The following is a 17,665-nucleotide window of genomic DNA, read 5'->3' as shown; positions in this document are numbered from 1 at the left end:
CGGGGCTCGGCGGCCCGAGGGGACGGCGTGGGGCCGGGCCCCGTGCCCGCGCCCGTGCCCGACCCCGTGCTCGGCGGCGCCGACGGCACGGTGCTCAGGCCCCTCCGGCCCGGTAGCCGACGCCGCGGACGGTCGTGACGATGCGCGGGTTGTCCGGGTCGTGCTCGATCTTCGCGCGGAGGCGCTGCACGTGGACGTTCACGAGCCGGGTGTCCGCCTTGTAGTGGTAGCCCCACACCTGGTCGAGGAGCATCTCGCGGGTGAAGACCTGGTTCGGCTTCTCGGCGAGCGCCCGGAGCAGGTCGAACTCGAGCGGGGTCAGCGCGATGACGGTGTCCCCACGGCGGACCTCGTGCGCGGCGACGTCGACGGTCAGGTCGCCGGCGTGCAGCACCGTGGCGTCGGCCGCGCTCGGGCGCAACCGGGTCTTGATGCGCGCGACGAGCTCCTTGGGGTTGAAGGGCTTCACCACGTAGTCGTCGGCGCCGTTCTCGAGCCCGGCGACGACGTCGGCGGTGTCGCCCCTGGCCGTCAGCATGATGATCGGCGTTCCGCTCTCGGCACGGATGCGCTTGCAGACCTCGATGCCGTCGATGCCCGGCAGCATCACGTCGAGCAGCACGAGGTCGGGCTTCGTGCTGTGGAACGCCTCGACGGCGTCGTTGCCGTCGGCGCTGAACTCCGGCTCGTAGCCCTCGGAACGGAGGACGATGCCGATCATCTCGGCGAGGGCCTGGTCGTCGTCGACGACGAGGATGCGCGGTGTCATGTGCATGGACTCCGTGTCACGGGCGGTGGTGCCGGACCGGCACCCACAGTCACGATAGCCGAGCACCCGGCGAGCGGGGATCTCCGGCAGGATGGGTACCGCCGCGCGTTCCGCTGCGCGGCAGGTGCAGGACGAGGGGGCGGCGATGTCCGACTGGCAGGTTCCGGGTTCACGCGACGGCGACGACCGGACAGGAGGCCCGACCCGGCTCCCGGGGCAGCAGCCGTCCGGTGGGTGGCAGGGCCAGCAGCCCGCCGTCGACCCGGCAGCACGACAGCCGTCCGGTGGGTGGCCCGGCCAGCACCCCCGGTCGCAGCAGCAGCCGCCCCGGTCGCCGCAGCCGCCCCGACCGCCGCAGCGGCCGGTCGTCCCGCTCCGCCCGCTCGGGTTCGGGGACGTGCTCGCCGGTGCCTTCACGGTGTTCCGGCGGAACCCGCGCGTCCTGCTGCTCTGGAGCCTGCTGCTCAGCGGGGTGCTCGGACTCGTGTCGACGCTCGCGAGCGCGCTCGGGCAACAGGCCGTCCAGTCGCGGATCTCCAGCGCCGTCGACAGCGGCACCGGGTCCGAGGACGTGATCGCCGGCTCGGTCACCCTCTTCCTGCTCGTCTCCGCCGGTCTCCCGTTCCTCGCCTACCTGGGCCGCGCCTTCCTGGTCGCGCCGGTCGCGGTCGACACCGGGCAGCGGATGCTCGGCCGTCGCGCGAGCTTCCGTGGCCTGTGGGCGCTGCTCGTCGGTCGGCGCTGGTCCGTCGTGGCCTGGATCCTGCTGCAGCTCGCCGCCGGCGTGGTCCTGGGCATCGTGTTCTTCCTCGTGCTGGTCGGGGTGGCGGCCGGGCTGGCGGCGGGCGGATCGGACGTCGGCGGGTACATCGTCGTCTTCCTGGTGCTGTTCGTCGGCGCCGCCCTCGTGATCGCGTGGCTCGCGACGAAGTTCGTGTTCACCGTGCCGACCATCGCGCTCGAGGGCCGGGGCGTCTTCTCGGCCGCCGCCCAGTCGTGGCGGCTCACCCGCGGTGCCTTCTGGCGGACGTTCGGCATCGTCCTGCTCGTGCAGGTGGCGTTCGGGATCGCCGCGTCGATCGCGTCCGCACCGTTGACCTTCGCCACGGTGCTCGCCAGCGGGACCCTCGATCCGCTCGGCCAGACCGACGCGGGTGCCGGCATCGGCGTCGGGGCGGTCGTCGGGATCGTCGTGGGGGCGCTCCTGACGATCGCGGTGCAGTGCACGACCGACGTGCTGAGCGCGTCGATCGTGACGTTCCTGGCGATCGACCGGCGGATCCGCACCGAGGGGCTCGACCAGCGGATCGCAGCGCACCTCGAGACCGGCGAGCCCGCAGACCCCTTCGGGCCGGCAGCGCCGGTCGACCGGTCGTCCTGGCCCGGACGGTCGTGGTCGGGCGGCGCGCAGCAGTGGCCCGCGCAACAGCAGTGGCCCGCGCAACAGCAGTGGACGGGCCAGCAGCAGCCGACCGAACAGTGGCCGGCCCAGCAGCAGTGGCCGGCCCAGCAGCAGTCCGGCCAGCAGCAGTCTGGCCAGCAGCAGTCTGGCCAGCAGCAGTGGTCGGCTGGCCCGCAGCAACAGTGGCAGCAGCAGCCGCCCACGCAGCAACCGCAGTGGCCGGCGGACCCGTCCTCCGGCGGAGCACAGCAGTGGCGCGGCCCGCAGGACCCGAACGCGGACGACGACCGGTCCCGGTCGGGCGGCGGCGCGTGAGCCTCGGCGCGGACGAGGCACGCCGGCTCCTGGAGCGCGAACTGGAGCGGTCCGAGTACGACGGCGCACACGTCACCTGGTGGGACCGCGCGTCCCGGGCGTTCCTCGACTGGCTCGGTTCCTTGCGCATCGGCGGCCTCGACTCCCCTGCCCTCGGCCAGACCTTCCTGTGGATCGCGGTCGTCGTGCTCGTCGCGGTCGTGGTCCTCGTCGTCGTCGTCGTCGCCCGCGGCCTGCCCCGCCGCCGCACCCGAGCGCAGCGTGCAGCCGACGGCGGTGTCTTCGACGACGACGACCAGCGCTCCGCCCGGGAACTCGGTGACGCCGCCCGCGCCGCACTGCGCACCGGCGACTGGTCCGCCGCCGTCCTCGACGGGTACCGGGCCCTGGCGCGCGGCCTCGGCGAACGCGACCTCGTCCGTGACGTCCCGGGTGCGACGGCGCGCGCGGTCGCCGGCCGCGCCGCACCGCTGTTCCCCGAGCAGGCGGACCGGATCGACGCCGCCGCGCGCACCTTCGACGACGTCCGCTACCTCGGCCGGTCGGCGGACGAGGGAGCGGCACGAGCGGTCCTGGACACCGAGACGGCCGTGCGGACCGCACGCCCACGGACCGCCCCGACGGTCCCCGCATGAGCGCCACGACCGCCGATCGGGGCACCGCCGACGGACGCCCCACCGACGATGACACCCGTGGCGGCCGCACCGACGACCGCCGGACGGGTCGCGGTGGCCGCGTCGTCCTCTGGGTCGTCATCGTGCTCGTCGGCCTGCTGCTCGCCGCGCTGACGGCGGTGGTGCAGTCGTCCACGGGGCCGTCCCGCGATCCGCTCGACCCGCGGTCGGCCTCCGCGAGCGGAGCGAAGGCCCTGGTCCGCGTGCTCGAGCAGCAGGGCACTGCCGTCGACGTGGTGGACCGGGTCGACCGGCTCGACACCGACGACCTCCGGGACGCCACGGTGCTCGTCGACGACTCCGCCAGCGCGCTCGACGCGACCGTCGCGGCGCGGCTCGGACGCGAGGCCCGTCACGTCGTCCTGCTCTCCACCGACCGGTCCGCGCTCGACGCGCTCGGCCTCGGGGTGGAACCCGCCGGTCGGGTGACGGGAGACGCGGTCGTCTCCACGACCGGGTGCGCGATCCCGGCTGCCGAGGCCGCGGGCCGGATCACGAGCACGGGCGACGGCTACCGCCCGCCGGACACCGCCCGGGCGCCCGCGGCCACCGACTTCTGCGTGCCGACCGGCGACGGCGACGACCGGCTCGCGGGCCTGGTCCGCACGTCGACGCCCGGCGGCGACGTCACCCTCGTCGGCACCTCGGCGGCGCTCCGGAACGACACGATCACCACCGCGGGCAACGCCGCGTTCGCCCTCGGCCTGCTCGGGTCGGAGGACCGGCTCGTCTGGTACACCCCGACCAGCACCTCGGCCGACGCCGCGCCGACGCTCGGTTCGCTGGCTCCGCCGTGGGTGCCCGGAGCGATCCTCCTGCTCGCCCTCGTCGCCGTCGCCGCCGGCGTGTGGCGCGGTCGACGGCTCGGTCCGCTGGTCGTCGAGCGCATGCCCGTCGTCGTGCGCGCGGCCGAGACCACCGAGGGGCGGGCCCGCCTGTACGCCCGTGCCCGCGACCGCACCCACTCGCTCGACACGCTGCGGATCGCCGCGATCCGTCGGACCGCCCGTCGGCTGGGGCTGCCGCCCGGCGTGCACGTCGACGAGGTCGTCCGGGCCGCCGCCCGCGCGACCGGGCGCGCGGACGCCGCCGTCGGCGCCGTGCTCGTCGGCGGCCCCACCCGCGACGACCGTGCCCTCGTCGACGGCGCCGCCGCCCTCGACGAACTCGAGCGCGCCGTCCAGACGGCGACCGGCGCTCCCGTCGGACGGCGGAGCGGCACCGGCACCGGCACCGGCACCACCACGAACCACCGCAACCGACGAGGAGCACGATCGTGACCGATCCGTCACCCGCCCAGACCCCGACCCCCGTCGGCCCGGACCCGCTCCGCGACGCCTTCGGTCGACTCCGCGCCGAGGTCGGCAAGGCCGTCGTCGGGCAGGAGGGTGCCGTGTCCGGGATGATCGTCGGCATCCTCGCGCAGGGACACGTGCTGCTCGAGGGCGTCCCCGGTGTCGCCAAGACCCTGCTCGTCCGGAGCGTCGCCGCCGCGATGTCGCTCGACACGAAGCGCATCCAGTTCACGCCCGACCTGATGCCCGGTGACGTCACCGGGTCGCTCGTCTTCGACGCGTCCACCGGCACGTTCCCGTTCCGCGAGGGCCCGGTGTTCACGAACGTGCTGCTCGCCGACGAGGTGAACCGGACGCCCCCGAAGACGCAGTCGGCGCTCCTCGAGGCGATGGAGGAGCGCCAGGTCAGCGTCGACGGCGCCGCTCGACGGCTCCCCGACCCGTTCTTCGTGGCCGCGACCATGAACCCGATCGAGTTCGAGGGCACCTACACGCTGCCCGAGGCGCAGCTCGACCGCTTCCTCGTCAAGCTCACGCTCGACGTGCCTCCTCGTGACGTCGAGTGGCAGGTCCTCCGTCGGCACGCCGACGGGTTCGTCCCCCGCGACGTCCGGTCCGCCGGCGTCGAGCCGGTGCTCGGCGTCGACGAGGTGCTCGCTGCCCAGCGGGCGGTGCGCGCGGTCGGGGCCCGCGACGACGTCCTCGCGTACGTGGTCGACCTCGCCCGTGCGACGCGTCAGGCGCCCTCGGTCCGGGTCGGTGTCAGCCCCCGCGGTGCGACCGCGCTCCTCGCCGCTGCGAAGGCGTGGGCGTGGCTCACCGGGTACGACGCCGTGACCCCCGACCACGTGCAGGCGATGCTCCTGCCCGTCTGGCGCCACCGCCTGCGGGTCGCCGCGGACGCCGAGCTCGAGGGCGTGGGCGCGGACGGCGTGCTGCAGCAGGTCGTCGAGCAGGTCCGGGTCCCGTTCTAGTGGCGCTCTCCGGCCGGTTCGTGGCGCTCCTCGCGGTCGCGATCGTCCCCACCGTGCTGCTCGGCAGCGCATGGGCCGGTGCGGCGTGGGCGCTGGTCGTCGTGCTCGCGGCGGCCCTCGACGTGCTGCTCGCCGCGGACCTGCGGCAGGTCCGCATCGAGCGCCGGATGCCCCGGCTCGCCCGCCGCGGCACGACCGCCGACGGCACGCTCGTCCTCGTCAACGACGGCGCCCGCACGCTCCGCGCCGTCGCCCGGGACATGTGGGAGCCGTCGGCCGGGCAGACGCCACGTCGGATCCGCACCGCGGTGCCGGCCGGGGAACGCCGGGCGACCCGGATCCGCTTCGAGCCGTTCCGGCGGGGGCGGCGCTCGACCACCGGGGTCGCCGTCCGGGCGACGGGGCCGCTCGGACTGGCAGCCCGTCAGCGGGTCGTCACGGCCCCGGCGGAACTCGTCGTCACCCCGCCGTTCCGCTCCCGCCGCCACCTGCCCTCGCGGCTCGCCCGACTGCGGGAGCTCGACGGCGAGACCACCCTGCAGCTCCGCGGCCACGGCACCGAGTTCGACTCCCTGCGCGACTACGTCCGCGGGGACGACGTCCGGTCGATCGACTGGCGCGCCACCGCCCGGCGGCAGGACCTGGTCGTCCGCACCTGGCGACCGGAACGGGACCGGCGGGTCGTCGTGGTCGTCGACGCCGGACGGTCCGGGGCCGGCCGCGTGGAGGACGAACCCCGTCTCGACACCTCCATCGAGACCGCGCTGCTCCTCGGTGCCCTCGCCTCGGCCGCGGGCGACCGCGTGGACCTCGTCGTGCTCGACGACGGTGTGCGGGGACGCGTGCACGGCGCAGCCCGGAGCGACGTCGTCCGGCGCTTCGGCGAGACCCTCGCACTCGCGGAGCCCGGGTTCGCAGCCACAGACTGGGACGCCGTACCGGCGCTGCTCGACGCGGTGACGACCTCGCGGTCGTTCGTCGTGCTCGTCTCCAGCCTCGACTCGGTGGGCGCCTCGGCCGACCTGCTCGCCGTGCTCCCACGGCTCACCCGACGGCACGCGGTCGTCGTGACCAGCGTCGTCGACCCGACCGTCGAGCGGACGGCGAGCGGGGACCCGGAGCCCGGCCACGCCCGACAGGAGGGGCGTCGCGGGCTCGTGCCGGGCCTCCCGTCCGGTGGTGGCGCGGACGACGTCCACCGGCGCGCTGCCGCGACCCGGACCCTGCTCGACGCCGAGGGCGTCGGGGAGGTGGCCCGCCGGGCGGGTGCCGAGGTCGTCCGTGCCACCCCGGACCAGGTACCACCCGGCGTGGCGGACGCGTACATCCGCGCGAAGGCGACCGGGCGGATCTGACGCGGTCAGCCGGCCGTGAGCGCGGTCGCACCGCGCTCGAACTCCTCGACGTCGCCCCGCTCGCCCGCGCGGTGGGCGCGCCCGCCGAGCACCCACTGGTACCAGAGCACCGCGGCGAGGGCGACCGTGCCGATGCCGATCTTGACGGGCCACGGCCACGCCTGGCGGGTGACGACGCCCTCGACGAGCCCGGAGAGCAGCAGGGTGAGGACGAGACCGGCAGCGACCGTGATGAGTGCGCGGCCGTCCTCGGCGAGGGCCTGTGCCCGGGTCCGTGCGCCCGGGGCGATCCACGACCAGGCGATCACCAGCCCGGCAGCGCCGGCGAGGAACACCGAGTACAGCTCGAGCTGCCCGTGCGGGGCGATGTAGAGGAAGAAGTCCCCGAGCCGCCCCTGCGAGTGCATGATCGCGGCGGAGACGCCCAGGCTGACGGCGTTCTGCACGATCGAGTACGGCACGTACAGGCCGGTGATGCCGAAGGCCACCATGCGGGCCGCGATGAAGGCGTTGTTCGACCACACCTGCGCCGTGAACGCGCCGAGGCCGTGGTCGGAGTAGTACGCCTGGAAGTCCTCCGTCGCGTACTGCCGGAGCGCCGCGGGCGTGCCGAAGGTGGCCGTCGCCCCGGGGGTCGTCGCGATCCAGACCGCAACGATCGCGGCGATGGCCGCCGTTGCCGCACCGACCCAGAGCGTGGTCCAGCGGATGCGGTACATCGCGGCCGGCAGCTGTCGCACGAAGAACGTCGTCAGCGCGGTGAGCGGGTCCACCGGCGTGCCCGTGAAGCGCAGCCGCGCGCGGGACACCACGAGGGACAGGCGGTCCCCGGTCGCGGTCCGGGGAGCGGCGCCGCGGATGCGGGCGAGGTCGGTGGCTGCCTCCTGGTAGCCCGCGACGAGCCGGTCGGCGTCCGCACCGGTCGTCCGGCGCGCCCGGGCGAGCCGGTCGAGCTCCCGCCAGCGGTCGCCGTGCACGGCGCTGTAGGCCTCCAGGTCCACGTGACTCCCCCGTCCGTCCGGCGCACGCCCCGCCGGGTCCGCCCGGGCGGTCGGCGACGTGCTCCGTCAGAATGATCCCATGTCGAAGACCCGCGTGCCGCGCGACCTGGCCGACGCCCGCTTCGGGGCGACCCTGGACGAGGCCGTCGACGAGCTCGTCGTCGGTGAAGCCGTCGCGCTCGACGTGCAGCCGGCGGGCATCGCGCTGCGGCTCGCCGCGGCCCTGCTCGACGCCCTCTGCCTGGTCGTGCTGTTCGTGCTGCTGCTCGTCGGCCTCGGCCGCGTCCTGCCGTCGGACCTCGACGGAGCGTGGTTCGTCCCGCTGCAGGTCGGTTCGACCGTGGCCGTGCTCGTGCTCGTCCCAGCGGCCGTCGAGACGGTCACCCGCGGCAGGAGCGTCGGCCGGTACGCCACCGGCACCCGGGTCGTCCGGGTCGACGGCGGTGCGATCGGCTTCCGCCACGCGATCACCCGCTCGCTCGTCGGGCTGCTCGAGCTCTGGACGACGTTCGGCTCGATCGCGCTGCTCGTCGCGCTGTTCGGCACCCGACCGCGGCGGCTCGGTGACCTGCTCGCCGGGACCTTCGTGCAGCACGAACGCGCGCCCCGCGCACGTGCCGTCGAGGTGCTGTTGCCGGTCGAGCTGTCGGGGTGGGCCGGCATCGCCGACGTCGCCGCGCTGCCGCAGCGGCTCGAGAACCGGCTCGGCGCGTTCTTCCGGGGGGCCGCGGACATGCGCCCGGAGGCGAGGGCCGCGGTCGCACAGCGGCTCGCAGCCGAGGTCGTGCCGTACGTGCACCCGGTGCCGCCCGTGCCGGCCGAGCCGTTCCTCGCCGGGGTCACCGTCCTGCGTCGTGCTCGCGACGAGCAGGCGCTCCGCGGGCGGGCTGCGCTGCTCGACCGGGCGGGCGTGACGGCGACGGCGCGGCCGCCCGGCTTCCCACGCTGAGACAGGCGCGCGGCGGCGCGGCGCTGCGGGCGGGACACCGCGGAGCGGACACGACACCGCGGAAGGTCACGGTGCAGTGTCCGGAACGTGGTTCCCCGGGCCCCACGCGCGGTCCCCGAGGCCCGAGGCCCGAGCGGGCTCAGTACCGGTAGTGCTCCGGCTTGTACGGCCCCTCGACCGGCACGCCGATGTACGCCGCCTGCTCGGGACGCAGCGTCGTCAACCGCACGCCGAGCGCGTCGAGGTGCAGCCGGGCGACCTTCTCGTCCAGGTGCTTGGGCAGCACGTACACACCCGTCGGGTACTCCTCGCGCCGGGTGTGCAGCTCGATCTGCGCGAGCACCTGGTTGGTGAACGAGTTGCTCATCACGAACGACGGGTGCCCCGTGGCGTTGCCGAGGTTCATCAGGCGCCCCTCGCTGAGCACGAGGATCGACCGGCCGTTCGGCAGACGCCACTCGTGCACCTGCGGCTTGATCTCGACCTTCTCGACGCCGGGCAGCGCCTCGAGTCCCGCCATGTCGATCTCGTTGTCGAAGTGCCCGACGTTCGCGACGACCGCCAGGTGCTTCAGTGCGAGCATCTCGTCGACGCCCACGACACCGAGGTTGCCGGTGCAGGTGACGACGATGTCGACCTGGTCGGCGACCTCCGCGAGACGAGCCACCTGGTACCCGTCCATCGCCGCCTGGAGCGCGCAGATCGGGTCGACCTCGGAGACGACCACGCGGGCGCCCTGGCCGCGCAGCGCCTCGGCAGCACCCTTGCCGACGTCGCCGTACCCGACGACGAACGCGACCTTGCCACCGATCAGCACGTCGGTCGCACGGTTCAGGCCGTCGGGCAGCGAGTGCCGGATGCCGTACTTGTTGTCGAACTTCGACTTCGTCACCGAGTCGTTGACGTTGATCGCCGGGAAGCGCAGCTCGCCCTTCCGCGACAGCTCGTAGAGCCGGTGGACACCCGTGGTGGTCTCCTCGGTCACGCCCTCGATCTCGGACGCGATCCGGGTCCAGCGGTCCGGCGACTGCTCGAGCGACGCGGCGACGGTGCTGAGCACGATCCGCCACTCGGCACTCGCGTCGGACCCGGCCGCGGGGACACGGCCCGCTGCCTCGGCCTCGGCCCCCGTGTGCACGAGCATCGTCGCGTCACCACCGTCGTCGAGGATCAGGTTCGGCCCCGACCAGTCCGCTCCGGCCGCGGCCGCCTCGGCACTCCAGTCGAAGATGCGGTCGGTGCACCACCAGTACTCCTCGAGCGTCTCACCCTTCCACGCGAAGACGGGAACGCCAGCGGGGGCGTCCGGTGTCCCCGTCGGGCCGACCGCGACGGCGGCTGCGGCCTCGTCCTGCGTGGAGAAGATGTTGCAGCTCGCCCACCGGACCTGTGCGCCGAGCGCGACGAGCGTCTCGATGAGCACGGCGGTCTGCACCGTCATGTGCAGCGACCCCGCGATGCGCGCACCGGCGAGTGGCTGCGCGGCGCCGAACTCCTGGCGCAGGGAGACCAGCCCGGGCATCTCGTTCTCGGCGAGGCGGATCTGGTGTCGGCCCGCCTCCGCGAGGGCGAGGTCGGCGACGCGGAACGGGGAGTCGGTACGGGTCTCGGTCGGCATGGCGCCAGTCTGGCACGGTGGGGGCGCGGTCGGCTGGTGGTGTCGGGTCACGCCCGGGCGGCGCGGTCGCCGTCCTGGGTCGGCCCACGCCCGGCAGGGTCCGGTCGTCGTCGGGTCACACCCGGGAGGCGCGGGTCGCCGTCCTGCGTCGGCCCACGCCCGGCAGGGTCCGGTCGTCGTCCGGTCACACCCGGGAGGCACGGATCACCGTCCTGTCCCGGGTCGCGCCCGGCGGGCCCCGCGTCAGGACCGGGGGTCCTCCTGCGGACCGGGCCCGTCCACGGCCGCCCGGCCCGTCTCACGACGGAGGGGCGCGCGGCGCACGACGTCCCAGCCGCGCGGGACGCGCAGGCCCGCCGCGTGGCGGGCACACAGGTCGTAGCCGTGCGGTTCGACGCGCGTGGACAGCGGGCCGACCACCACCATCGAGTCGGCGTAGTCGTACGTCAGGGTCGCCGACGCGCTCGCGCCACAGGCGACCTTGCTGCAGATCCGTACGTCCATACCGGCACCGACCCTACCGTCCGCCCACGCGGTCGCCGGTGCCGACCGGTGCGGCGCACCCCGCCGCGTACGATGGCGGGATGCGTCGGAAGCCTCGTACCGTCAGCCCCGTCGACCGCGCCCGGGGACGGTCGCGGCACGGGCGCGGCGGGCGGTCGAGCGTGACCGGTCCGGACCTGGCGCCCGTCATCACCCGGGCCGAGACCTTCGACCGGATCGTCGGCGACAGTGCGCACTACCTGGTCGGGCTCTGGCCGGAGGAGCTCGCGGGCGTCGTGTTCCAGGTCGCGGACATGCCGACCGACCAGTCCCTCCCCGACCGGCTGCCACGGTGGCGCGTCGACCGGGACGCCCGACGCGTGACGCTCTTCCGCATCCCGGTCGAACGGGTCACCCGCAGCCCGGAGAAGGACGACACCGACAAGCGGATCGTGATCGAGACCGCGGTGTTCCGCGCCGTCGGTGAGTTGATCGACAAGGATCCGTGGGACCTCGCCCCGGACCGCTACCGGCACTGGTGAGCCCGGCAGGGACACAGCACCCACGGCCGGACCCCACCCCGGTCCGCCACCGGCACTGGTGAGCCCGACAGGGACACAGCACCCACGGCCGGACCCCACCCCGGACCGCCACCGGCACCGGCGAGCCCGACAGGGACACAGCACCCACGGCCGGACCGCACCCCGGACCGCCACCGGCACCGGCACCGGCGAGCCCGACAGGGACACAGCACCCACGGCCGGACCCCACCCCGAACGCGGGTCCGTCCGTCAGGGGTAGACGCGCAGCGGTGTGGAGACCTCGGTCTCGGGCCGCACCGGAAAGCCGCCGACCCCGTCGTCCGCGTCGTAGCTGACCCCGGCGACGAGCCCCTCGGCGCCCGTGACCACCAGCTGCGTGGAGACCGGGACCTGCACGGTCGCCGTGCTCCCCGACGCCACGTCGACCTGCTGCTCGCGGTCACCGGAGCGGATCGTCACCCGGGCGTCCGACCGCGTCGGGTTGACCAGGTTCATCTTCGGGTCGCCGCCGGGCGCGACCGCGGTGACCGCCTCGTCACCGAGTGGCTCCGCGGAGGCGAACCAGCCGAGGTCCGTGCGGTCGTCGTCCGTCGGCACCGTCGTCCGCGCGCCCGCGACGACCGGCTCGGTCGAGGTGACCGCGAACGAGTACCGGCCGTCCGGGAAGTCGTCGAGCGCCACGTCGGTGACCACGCCCGGCTCAGCGGTCGCGTTGACCGTCGAACCGCCGCCGTCCGCCGTGGTGATCCCGAGCGTCACGCGCGCGGCACGGTCCCCCGGCACGAACAGGCGCAGCACCGGTGCCGCGTCCGCCGCGTCGTCCCCCCGCTGGGCCTGCTGCGCGTCGCGGAGGACCACCGACGGGATGATCTGCGTGCGCGCCGGTGCGGCACCGCCGGAGACGATGTCGTACCCGCCCGGCACCAGCGTGCGGACGATGCTCTCCTGCATGTGCGCGACGATCTGACCGCCCGACGAGGTCACGTGCACCACCGTCGAGCCCTGGTCCGAGACGAAGCCGGACAGGGGCACGACCTTCTGCGTGTTCGGGGCCACGACGATGCCGGTCGTGCCGGGGGCCGACACCGTGCCCGACGAGTCGTACACGGCGAGGTCGACGGTCGCGTTGACGTCCGTCGGGTTCGACAGGGTGACCAGGCTCGTGCGGCCGGTCTCGGTCGAGCCGCCGACGAGCCACGTCGACTGACCCGGGTCGTCGCAGGAGGCGGCGGCGAAGCCCACGAGGTCACCCGAGGACACGCTCTGCGACGTGCTGCCGGCGACCTGCGGGGTCGACTCCCCCGCGGGCGCCGTGAGGAGCTGCGGGTCGCTGCCCCCGGTGGCGGACGACCGGAGCGTCGACCGGTCCACCCGCGAACCGGTGGTGGCGGTGGCGACCTTCGACGACCCGACGGTGCTCGCCGTCGTCGCGTCGTTCCCCGAGTCGTCGGAGAGCCGCAGCGCACTGCCGGCACAGACGCGCTGTGCGTCGGCGGGCACGGGGGTGACGGTGCGCCCGGCCGGACGTGCGGGGGTGCTCTCGGTGCCGATGGCGTGCGCCGCGGTCACGGCACCGGCGGCGACGACCACGGCCACCGCGGTCGCGGTGCCGCGGACGACCCAGCGTCGGACGGAGCCGGTGGTGGTGCTCATTCGTCGCGCTCCTCGTCGAAGGTGGTGGCGGGTTCCTCGGCCTCGATGACGTTCGACGTGGCGCGGCGACGGCGCGGCGCCGTGGGGACGGCGAGCAGGGCCGCTGCGCCGAACACCACACCCAGCACGATCAGGTAGAGCACGTGCGTCGCCTGCGTGGCGGCGGACCCGGTCGCGACGCGGTCGACGTCGCCCTCGTAGTGGAACAGTCGGCCGGTCGCGGTCTCACCGATGCTCGTGAAGCGGGCGTCCTGGCCGATGGCGCCCGAGGCCCGGTCGTGCACGGCCTCGGCCGCGGCGTCGTCGACCGGGTCGTCGAGCAGCACGAAGGAGATGCCGAGTTCACGCAGCGCCAGCTCGGGGTCGTACCCGCTGCGACTGGCCAGGTTGCCCGCGAGCGTCGCCAGCTGCGCGCCCGAACGGCTCAGGCGGAGCGCCGTGGCGTCCAGCGTCGTCTGGTCGTCGAGCGTCGACCCCTGTCCGCGTTCGAGCGACACGGCGAGCGACCCGTCGGTCTGCGGGTCGACGACGAGCGTGCCGACGTCCGGGTTGGCCTGTGCCTCCGCGTTCACGTACGCGCTGAGCACGCGTCCCGTGGTGGGCTGGACGAGCGTGTCGCCGAGCACCGACGCGGCGAAGGCCGGCGCGACCGTGACCCCGGCGAGGACGGCGGCGACGAGGCCCGCGACGGGAGCGGTCCGGGGCAGGACGTCGACGCCGATCGAGGCGGCCAGGACCATGCCGAGCGCCATCACCGACAGGGCGCTCCCGGGCCAGACGATCGTCGTCGTCGAGCCGACGCCGGTGACGGTGACGTGGGTCGCGCCGAAGGCGGTGGCGTAGCCGAGCAGCGCCAGCAGCAGTGCCGCACCGGCGACGGCCCAGCGGTGCCCGAGCACCGCGCCGATCGCGAGCAGGGCGACCGGCAGGGCGAGGACGGCCATCGCGACCGGCAGCACCAGCGCGGGGAGGCCGAGGGACGCGGTCGCCGGGAGCCAGCCGCTCCAGTCCGGCAGCGGCTGCCCGATCGCGAGCTGCAGTGCCGACGGGGCCCGGGTCGCGGACGGCACGCCCGGGTCGGCGAACACGGCGAGCGGGTTGCCCCTGGCCAGCTGCGCCAGCACCAGCGGCAGGAAGAGCACGGCCGCTGGGACCGGGATGAAGACACGCCGGTGCGCACGGCGCCACCCGACCACGAGGGAGACGACCCAGCCGACCAGGAGCACGGGCAGCAGCGACGGCGCCGAGGCCGCCACGACCGCGAACAGGAGCGAGGCGCCGGAGGCCCACGCCCAGGACCGGTGCGCCTCGAGGACGGCGAGCAGGAGCCACGGCAGGAGCACGTGCGCGATCACTCCCCCGAGGTGACCGGTCGTCACCGCGCCGACGAGCGCCGGGGCGATCGTGTAGAGGGCCGCGCCCACGACGGGCACCCAGGTGCGGGTCGTGACCTTGCGGACCGCGAACCAGGCACCGAGCGCCGAGAGCGGGAAGGCCAGCAGGAGCACGAGGACCACCGAGGTCGACGGCGACCATGCCGTGATCGAGCCGAGGACCGCCAGCACCGCGGCGAACGGGTCGCTCGGACCCGTGGATCCCGTGCCGATCGAGTGCCACCCGTAGCCCACGTTCTGCCAGAGCCGCCCGACGGAGGTGCTCAGCGGCAGCAGTCCGCCGCCGGTGACCGCGGGGCTGCCGAGCAGCGGGTACAGGGTGACGACGCCGAGCACCGCGGCCGCGAGGACGACCCAGACACCGCCGTCGCCGAGGAACGACGCCCGGGCGATCGGGGCGTCCTCCACCCGGGCGAGTTCGACGTCGCGCGAGGTCGTCCGACGTTCGTGCAGCCGCCGCCAGCTCACCCGGAGCGGCTCGACCGCCGCCCAGCCGACCCGTCGGGTCCTGGCGGCGTTGCGTCGGGCACGGCCGACGCCGCCGCCGAAGGCCACCGCGAAGGCCGCGGCGAGCTCGCCGGACACGGCAGCGGGGTGCTTCGCGACGAGGTGACCGGCCGCGCGGACGACCGCTGTCGGCACGAGCAGCAGCCAGTGCAGCCAGAGGAGCCCGGCGGGCGCGTACGTCAGCCGACGGTGCAGCTGCGCCTGCCGGTGGAGTCGCACCCGTCGGGCCTCGGAGACGCGCTTGCGCCCGAACTCCTCGACCGGTCCGGCGCTCGTCACGCGGGCCTCCGGCACCACGACCACGCGGTACCCGGCCAGGCGGGCGCGGATGCAGAGGTCGAGGGCGGCGTCGACGTCGGGCAGCGCCGGGTCGAAGCCGCGCAGGTCACGCCAGACCGAGCGCCGGACGAGCATGCCGCCGGCCGAGACGCCCATGACGTCGGTGTGCCGGTCGTGCTGCCCCTGGTCGAGCTCGTCGTGCACGAGGGCGAGCGAGCGGCCGGACCGCGTGGTGCTCTCCCCGAAGGCGCGGATGAGCGACGGGTCCTCGGTCGACACGAGCTTGGGCCCGGCGACCACCACCGACGGGGCGATCTCGACGGCTGAGAGCATCTCCGCCAGGGCGGTCGGCGAGGGAGCGTTGTCGTGCCCGAGCAGCCAGAGCCACTCGTCGACGGGCTCGTCCGGGTCGGCGGTCGGTGCCTCGCGCTCCCCCACTGCGACGGCCTCGCCGAACGGTCGACCCGCCGGCAGGCGCACCAGTCCGGCCGAGCCCCCGAGTGCGATGTCGGCCGTCGACCCGTCGGTGGACCCGACGTCGACGACGACGAGGTTGTCGGGGTGCCGGGTCTGGGCGACGAGGGCGTCCAGGGTCCGGTCGAGGTGCTCGCCACCGTTCGCGGTCACGAGGACCGCGGTGACGTGGGGTCGGGCGGACCGGGGCTGCGCGGGACTGGGCTGCATGACGCGCGTCACTCTACGGTCTGGAGGCGCGGCTCCCGTCTGCGACGACGGCGTGCCGTGAACCTGCGCGTCCGAGCGGTCACGGCGCGCCAGCGCCGTGCGAGGGCGCGCCGAGGAGCCAGCGACGAGGGATCAGGACCGCGGGCTGCGGTGCGGACGCGGGGCGTGCCTCCCGTCCGTCCGCCGCGCGTCGCGCGCTGCTCTGCAGCGGACGCCGCCGGTCGCGGCGGCGCGGTCCGTCAGGCGCGGCGGCGGAGCTTCCGGCGCTCGCGCTCGGAGAGGCCGCCCCAGATACCGAACCGCTCGTCGTTCTCGAGCGCGTACTCGAGGCACTGCGACCGGACCTCGCAGGAGGTGCAGATCTTCTTGGCCTCGCGCGTCGAGCCGCCCTTCTCGGGGAAGAACGCCTCGGGGTCGGTCTGCGCGCACAGCGAGTCGACCTGCCAGGCGAGCGGGTTCTCGTCGTCGGCCTCGGGACGTCGGACCCCGGGGACGCCCAGCGACACCGGGTCGACGTGCCAGTCCTCCGGTACGCCGGCGTGGAAGTCGGAACCGTTCACCCTGATCACCCCTGACATGTCGACGACGGCCTGCAACGACCGAGGTCGTTGCCTGTAATTACAGCGGTGTCATTCGCCTGAGTCAAGTCGCGGATCATAGGAGCACCTGGACGATCCGGCGTGTCATGTCCCCCGTACGGGCGTGTCGCGCCGGTTCTGTCCGGCGGACGGGGGACACGCAGCGGCCGCTGGTGCGTCAGGAGACGCGGCGGCGGGCCTCCCACGCGCTGGTCACCATCTCGTCGAGCGTGTGCCGCATCGCCCACTCGAGATCGCGCGCGGCGGCCTCGCCGGTGGCGACGATGCGTGCCGGGTCACCGGGGCGGCGCGGCGCGACCTCGGGCTCGAAGGCGATCCCGGTGCCGGCAGCCATCGCGTCCATGATCTGCCGGACACTGACGCCGTCGCCGCTGCCGAGGTTGTAGGCGCGCTCGAGCTGCTCCCCCGCCTCGAGCTTCCGCGCCGCGACCGCGTGGGAGTGCGCGAGGTCGGCGACGTGGATGTAGTCGCGGACGCAGGTGCCGTCCGGGGTGTCGTAGTCGGTGCCGTTGATGCGGGGGGTCCGACCGGCGAGCAGCGCGTCGAAGACGAGCGGGAACAGGTTGTGCGGGCTCGCGTCGTACAGGTCCGGCTCACCCGAGCCGACCACGTTGAAGTAGCGCAGCGAGGTGGTCGCGAAGCCCGCCGCGACCTCCATGTTGCGCAGCAGCCACTCGCCGATGAGCTTCGACTCGCCGTAGGGCGACTCCGGGGCCTTCGGGGTGTCCTCGACCACGACGTCGACGTCGGGCGTGCCGTAGACCGCGGCGCTCGACGAGAAGACGGCCTTCGTCACGCCGTTCTCCGCCATCGCGCGCAGCAGGGTGGCCGTGCCCGTGACGTTCTGCTCGTAGGTGTGCAGCGGCCGTTCGACGGAGACCCCGGCGTACTTGAAGCCGGCGACGTGCACCACACCGGTCACCTCGTGCTCGCGGAGCGTCCGGGCGACCAGGTCCTGGTCGAGGATGGTCCCCTCGACGAACGGCACGTCCTCGGGCACGAACGCGCGGAAGCCGCTCGACAGGTCGTCGAACGCGACCGTGTCGATGCCCGCGGCGCGGAGCGCGCGGACGACGTGGGACCCGATGTACCCGGCACCGCCGGTGACCAGCCAACTCATGCTCGTCACGCTAGCGGACCGGGACGTCCCGCCGGTCCGCAGGTCGCTGCGT

The 17,665-nt window shown here is 74.5% G+C and carries 15 protein-coding genes; 7 read left to right on the top strand and 8 right to left on the bottom strand.

Annotated elements, in window-relative coordinates; translation table 11 throughout:
* Positions 1–94 precede the first annotated feature (94 nt).
* Positions 95–769: an MtrAB system response regulator MtrA gene (gene mtrA, locus QUG93_RS13810; protein ID WP_289474722.1), complete on the bottom strand. Its 675-nt coding sequence runs from the start codon at positions 767–769 to the stop codon at positions 95–97.
* A 145-nt stretch (positions 770–914) separates the two neighbouring features.
* Here mtrA and QUG93_RS13805 point away from each other — a divergent pair, with 145 nt between their 5' ends.
* From QUG93_RS13805 to QUG93_RS13785, 5 genes are read left to right on the top strand one after another with little or no spacing between them, the layout of a single operon-like run.
* Positions 915–2,486: a glycerophosphoryl diester phosphodiesterase membrane domain-containing protein gene (locus tag QUG93_RS13805; RefSeq protein ID WP_289474721.1), complete on the top strand. Its 1,572-nt coding sequence runs from the start codon at positions 915–917 to the stop codon at positions 2,484–2,486.
* Complete coding sequence (locus QUG93_RS13800) at positions 2,483–3,121, top strand: DUF4129 domain-containing protein (RefSeq protein ID WP_289474719.1); 639 nt, start codon at positions 2,483–2,485, stop codon at positions 3,119–3,121. Before QUG93_RS13805 ends, QUG93_RS13800 begins: the two co-directional genes overlap by 4 nt.
* Positions 3,118–4,440 (top strand): DUF4350 domain-containing protein, encoded by a 1,323-nt coding sequence (locus tag QUG93_RS13795; protein WP_289474717.1) that lies wholly within the window; start codon positions 3,118–3,120, stop codon positions 4,438–4,440. Before QUG93_RS13800 ends, QUG93_RS13795 begins: the two co-directional genes overlap by 4 nt.
* Complete coding sequence (locus QUG93_RS13790) at positions 4,437–5,429, top strand: AAA family ATPase (RefSeq protein ID WP_289474716.1); 993 nt, start codon at positions 4,437–4,439, stop codon at positions 5,427–5,429. The genes QUG93_RS13795 and QUG93_RS13790 overlap by 4 nt, the downstream gene beginning before the upstream one ends.
* Positions 5,429–6,784 (top strand): DUF58 domain-containing protein, encoded by a 1,356-nt coding sequence (locus QUG93_RS13785; protein ID WP_289474713.1) that lies wholly within the window; start codon positions 5,429–5,431, stop codon positions 6,782–6,784. Before QUG93_RS13790 ends, QUG93_RS13785 begins: the two co-directional genes overlap by 1 nt.
* Positions 6,785–6,789: 5 nt before the next feature.
* On the opposite strand, the gene QUG93_RS13780 is transcribed toward QUG93_RS13785, so the two are convergent.
* The gene (locus QUG93_RS13780) at positions 6,790–7,785 is read right to left on the bottom strand and encodes a stage II sporulation protein M (protein WP_289474712.1); all 996 of its coding nucleotides are present in this window, start codon (positions 7,783–7,785) and stop codon (positions 6,790–6,792) included.
* 79 nt (positions 7,786–7,864) lie between these two features.
* Between QUG93_RS13780 and QUG93_RS13775 the strand changes: the two genes are divergently transcribed.
* Positions 7,865–8,734 carry an RDD family protein gene (locus QUG93_RS13775; protein WP_289474711.1) on the top strand — a complete coding sequence of 290 codons (870 nt, stop codon included), beginning with the start codon at positions 7,865–7,867 and terminating at the stop codon, positions 8,732–8,734.
* 139 nt (positions 8,735–8,873) lie between these two features.
* Here QUG93_RS13775 and ahcY read toward each other — a convergent pair whose 3' ends face one another.
* Entirely contained in the window at positions 8,874–10,352 is a 1,479-nt protein-coding gene (gene ahcY / locus QUG93_RS13770; protein WP_289474710.1) for an adenosylhomocysteinase, read from the bottom strand.
* Between the two features lie 243 nt (positions 10,353–10,595).
* Complete coding sequence (locus QUG93_RS13765) at positions 10,596–10,856, bottom strand: DUF3499 family protein (RefSeq protein WP_353067773.1); 261 nt, start codon at positions 10,854–10,856, stop codon at positions 10,596–10,598.
* A gap of 80 nt (positions 10,857–10,936) precedes the next feature.
* Between QUG93_RS13765 and QUG93_RS13760 the strand changes: the two genes are divergently transcribed.
* The gene (locus QUG93_RS13760; protein ID WP_289474709.1) at positions 10,937–11,377 is read left to right on the top strand and encodes a metallopeptidase family protein; all 441 of its coding nucleotides are present in this window, start codon (positions 10,937–10,939) and stop codon (positions 11,375–11,377) included.
* Positions 11,378–11,626: 249 nt separating this feature from the next.
* Here the strand turns inward: QUG93_RS13760 and QUG93_RS13755 are convergent, their stop codons facing one another.
* The 4 genes from QUG93_RS13755 to galE form a co-directional block, all read right to left on the bottom strand.
* Positions 11,627–13,030 carry a DUF5719 family protein gene (locus QUG93_RS13755; protein WP_289474708.1) on the bottom strand — a complete coding sequence of 468 codons (1,404 nt, stop codon included), beginning with the start codon at positions 13,028–13,030 and terminating at the stop codon, positions 11,627–11,629.
* Positions 13,027–15,894 carry a glycosyltransferase family 2 protein gene (locus QUG93_RS13750; protein WP_289474707.1) on the bottom strand — a complete coding sequence of 956 codons (2,868 nt, stop codon included), beginning with the start codon at positions 15,892–15,894 and terminating at the stop codon, positions 13,027–13,029. The genes QUG93_RS13755 and QUG93_RS13750 overlap by 4 nt, the downstream gene beginning before the upstream one ends.
* Before the next feature lie 239 nt (positions 15,895–16,133).
* Positions 16,134–16,472: a WhiB family transcriptional regulator gene (locus QUG93_RS13745; protein WP_289474705.1), complete on the bottom strand. Its 339-nt coding sequence runs from the start codon at positions 16,470–16,472 to the stop codon at positions 16,134–16,136.
* Between the two features lie 178 nt (positions 16,473–16,650).
* Positions 16,651–17,613, bottom strand: a complete 963-nt coding sequence (galE, locus tag QUG93_RS13740; protein WP_289474704.1) for a UDP-glucose 4-epimerase GalE — start codon at positions 17,611–17,613, stop codon at positions 16,651–16,653.
* Between the last annotated feature and the right edge of the window lie 52 nt (positions 17,614–17,665).

It is taken from the genome of Curtobacterium caseinilyticum, from assembly GCF_030363035.1.
GTDB classification, from domain to species: Bacteria; Actinomycetota; Actinomycetes; order Actinomycetales; family Microbacteriaceae; genus Curtobacterium; species Curtobacterium caseinilyticum.
This window is presented reverse-complemented; position numbering and strand designations above follow the sequence as displayed.

Bases quoted from the DNA above. Each gene is read 5' to 3' on its own strand.
- mtrA (WP_289474722.1), bottom strand. From the start codon at position 769: ATGACACCGCGCATCCTCGTCGTCGACGACGACCAGGCCCTCGCCGAG.
- QUG93_RS13805 (WP_289474721.1), top strand. From the start codon at position 915: ATGTCCGACTGGCAGGTTCCGGGTTCACGCGACGGCGACGACCGGACA.
- QUG93_RS13795 (WP_289474717.1), top strand. From the start codon at position 3,118: ATGAGCGCCACGACCGCCGATCGGGGCACCGCCGACGGACGCCCCACC.
- QUG93_RS13775 (WP_289474711.1), top strand. From the start codon at position 7,865: ATGTCGAAGACCCGCGTGCCGCGCGACCTGGCCGACGCCCGCTTCGGG.
- ahcY (WP_289474710.1), bottom strand. From the start codon at position 10,352: ATGCCGACCGAGACCCGTACCGACTCCCCGTTCCGCGTCGCCGACCTC.
- QUG93_RS13765 (WP_353067773.1), bottom strand. From the start codon at position 10,856: ATGGACGTACGGATCTGCAGCAAGGTCGCCTGTGGCGCGAGCGCGTCG.
- QUG93_RS13760 (WP_289474709.1), top strand. From the start codon at position 10,937: ATGCGTCGGAAGCCTCGTACCGTCAGCCCCGTCGACCGCGCCCGGGGA.
- QUG93_RS13755 (WP_289474708.1), bottom strand. From the start codon at position 13,030: ATGAGCACCACCACCGGCTCCGTCCGACGCTGGGTCGTCCGCGGCACC.
- QUG93_RS13750 (WP_289474707.1), bottom strand. From the start codon at position 15,894: ATGCAGCCCAGTCCCGCGCAGCCCCGGTCCGCCCGACCCCACGTCACC.
- QUG93_RS13745 (WP_289474705.1), bottom strand. From the start codon at position 16,472: ATGTCAGGGGTGATCAGGGTGAACGGTTCCGACTTCCACGCCGGCGTA.
- galE (WP_289474704.1), bottom strand. From the start codon at position 17,613: ATGAGTTGGCTGGTCACCGGCGGTGCCGGGTACATCGGGTCCCACGTC.